Source organism: Pseudomonas sp. NBRC 111127 (assembly GCF_001320345.1).
In the GTDB taxonomy this organism is placed as follows: domain Bacteria; phylum Pseudomonadota; class Gammaproteobacteria; order Pseudomonadales; family Pseudomonadaceae; genus Aquipseudomonas; species Aquipseudomonas juntendi.
The window spans coordinates 1-3009 of record NZ_BCBD01000273.1; the positions used below are offsets into that span (position 1 = coordinate 1).

Consider the following 3009-nt stretch of genomic DNA (forward strand, 5'->3'; position numbering starts at 1 on the left):
GGAATGAAACGTCCCTTGGCATTTTTGTTCATGACTATGACCTGAGTTCCTGCATTCGCAGAATGCCTGCCACGTGCAGATTTCTAGTCATGAGAGCCATAGCAGCATTTCACAGCACATCATGGTACGCGTTGAGCGTGCCATAGAGGCCAGCCGCCGCCTATCTCCCGCTGCCGGAGAGCATCATGACGTTGAGTTTCACCTTATCAGCGCCCCCTTAGAGAGGAGGCGTGACGCCTCTGCAGAAGACCCCTTTCGGCTATTTTTTTGTATTAACAGATGGGCATGACAAATTCCTCTCCGCTGACGCGATCAGATGCCCAGAAGGCCCTGACTCTTGCGTAATATCAGTCATGTTGCAAATTGGAGAGATCTGTGGCAGCATGCCTAACAATTCGTTCAAGGCGAAGCCGCTTCGCGGCTCGCCTTAACTCTGGCGTTATGCCGCACTCACCCCCATGGAGTTTTGATGTTCAAACTTTTGAGTAAGTTATTGGTCTATTTGACCGCGTCTATCATGGCTATTGCGAGTCCGCTCGCTTTTTCCGTAGATTCTAGCGGTGAGTATCCGACAGTCAGCGAAATTCCGGTCGGGGAGGTCCGGCTTTACCAGATTGCCGATGGTGTTTGGTCGCATATCGCAACGCAGTCGTTTGATGGCGCAGTCTACCCGTCCAATGGTCTCATTGTCCGTGATGGTGATGAGTTGCTTTTGATTGATACAGCGTGGGGTGCGAAAAACACAGCGGCACTTCTCGCGGAGATTGAGAAGCAAATTGGACTTCCTGTAACGCGTGCAGTCTCCACGCACTTTCATGACGACCGCGTCGGCGGCGTTGATGTCCTTCGGGCGGCTGGGGTGGCAACGTACGCATCACCGTCGACACGCCGGCTAGCCGAGGTAGAGGGGAACGAGATTCCCACGCACTCTCTAGAAGGACTCTCATCGAGCGGGGACGCAGTGCGCTTCGGTCCAGTAGAACTCTTCTATCCTGGTGCTGCGCATTCGACCGACAACTTAGTTGTGTACGTCCCGTCTGCGAGTGTGCTCTATGGTGGTTGTGCGATTTATGAGTTGTCACGCACGTCTGCGGGGAACGTGGCCGATGCCGATCTGGCTGAATGGCCCACCTCCATTGAGCGGATTCAACAACACTACCCGGAAGCACAGTTCGTCATTCCGGGGCACGGCCTGCCGGGCGGTCTAGACTTGCTCAAGCACACAACGAATGTTGTAAAAGCGCACACAAATCGCTCAGTCGTTGAGTAGCAGGCAGATGCGGCATAACATGAAGTTGCAGCCGACCATCACTCCGCTGCGCTCCGTTCTGGCGGCTGAACTTCGGCGTTAGGCGGCAGTGCAAAAGCATTGCCTAGCACCGCGCTCAACCGTAACATCGAGGCGCCGGTTAGTTACTGCCGTTATTTGTGTCACTAAATGGAGTTGGTTTCATGTTATGTAACATCACAAATAACTTACTCAGTTCCCCCGCGTTTTCCGCGTTGTTTGCTTCTTCTTTTTGCGTTGGCGCCACTAACGCGTGTATTCCGGGAAGCCTAACAATGCGCTCAAAGCGCTCGCTCCGCTCGCTGGGACTGGCTAACGCCAGCCCCTTAGCTTAAACGTTAGGCAGCACAAAGACCGTCCTCATGACCACTACCATTAGCTTCGTCACGCTGCGCCTCATGACCGAGCACGACCTTCCGATGCTCCATGACTGGCTAAATCGGCCTCACATCGTTGAGTGGTGGGGCGGAGAAGAAACACGTCCAACACTTGCTGAAGTGCTGGAGCAATACCTACCAAGTGCCCTGGCGAAAGAGTCCGTCACTCCCTACATCGCAATGCTGGATGAAGAACCGATTGGGTACGCTCAGTCGTACATTGCACTCGGAAGCGGTGGCGGATGGTGGGAAGACGAAACCGATCCAGGAGTACGCGGAATAGACCAGTCTCTGGCGAATCCATCGCAGCTGGGCAAGGGCTTGGGAACCAAGCTCGTTCGCGCGCTCGTTGAGATGCTGTTTAAAGACCCTGAGGTAACCAAGATCCAAACGGACCCGTCGCCGAACAACTTACGCGCAATCCGGTGCTACGAGAAGGCGGGTTTTGTGGCGCAAAGAACCATAAACACCCCAGATGGACCGGCCGTATACATGGTTCAAACACGTCAGGCGTTCGAGCAGGCGCGCAGTGTTGTCTAACCCTTCCATCGAGGGGGACGTCCAAGGGCTATCGTCCTTAGCCGCCCCTCATGTCAAACGTTAGACATCATGAGGGAAGCGGTGACCATCGAAATTTCGAACCAACTATCAGAGGTGCTAAGCGTCATTGAGCGCCATCTGGAATCAACGTTGCTGGCCGTGCATTTGTACGGCTCCGCAGTGGATGGCGGCCTGAAGCCATACAGCGATATTGATTTGTTGGTTACTGTGGCCGTAAAGCTTGATGAAACGACGCGGCGAGCATTGCTCAATGATCTTATGGAGGCTTCGGCTTTCCCTGGCGAGAGCGAGACGCTCCGCGCTATAGAAGTCACCCTTGTCGTGCATGACGACATCATCCCGTGGCGTTATCCGGCTAAGCGCGAGCTGCAATTTGGAGAATGGCAGCGCAATGACATTCTTGCGGGTATCTTCGAGCCAGCCATGATCGACATTGATCTAGCTATCCTGCTTACAAAAGCAAGAGAACATAGCGTTGCCTTGGTAGGTCCGGCAGCGGAGGAATTCTTTGACCCGGTTCCTGAACAGGATCTATTCGAGGCGCTGAGGGAAACCTTGAAGCTATGGAACTCGCAGCCCGACTGGGCCGGCGATGAGCGAAATGTAGTGCTTACGTTGTCCCGCATTTGGTACAGCGCAATAACCGGCAAAATCGCGCCGAAGGATGTCGCTGCCGACTGGGCAATAAAACGCCTACCTGCCCAGTATCAGCCCGTCTTACTTGAAGCTAAGCAAGCTTATCTGGGACAAAAAGAAGATCACTTGGCCTCACGCGCAGATCAC

Annotated in this window: 3 protein-coding genes; all 3 read left to right on the plus strand. The window is 54.1% G+C overall.

Going from position 1 to position 3009, the window contains the following annotated elements; all coding sequences use genetic code 11:
* The first annotated feature begins 469 nt into the window (after positions 1-469).
* Positions 470-1270, plus strand: a complete 801-nt coding sequence (locus APH30_RS26660) for a subclass B1 metallo-beta-lactamase VIM-2 (protein WP_003108247.1) — start codon at positions 470-472, stop codon at positions 1268-1270.
* A gap of 380 nt (positions 1271-1650) precedes the next feature.
* Positions 1651-2205, plus strand: coding sequence for an aminoglycoside N-acetyltransferase AAC(6')-31 (aac(6')-31, locus tag APH30_RS26665; RefSeq protein WP_054914207.1), 555 nt, complete (start codon positions 1651-1653; stop codon positions 2203-2205).
* Between the two features lie 69 nt (positions 2206-2274).
* Positions 2275-3009 (plus strand): AadA family aminoglycoside 3''-O-nucleotidyltransferase (locus APH30_RS26670; protein ID WP_054914208.1); only part of this gene is annotated, 735 nt, incomplete at its 3' end.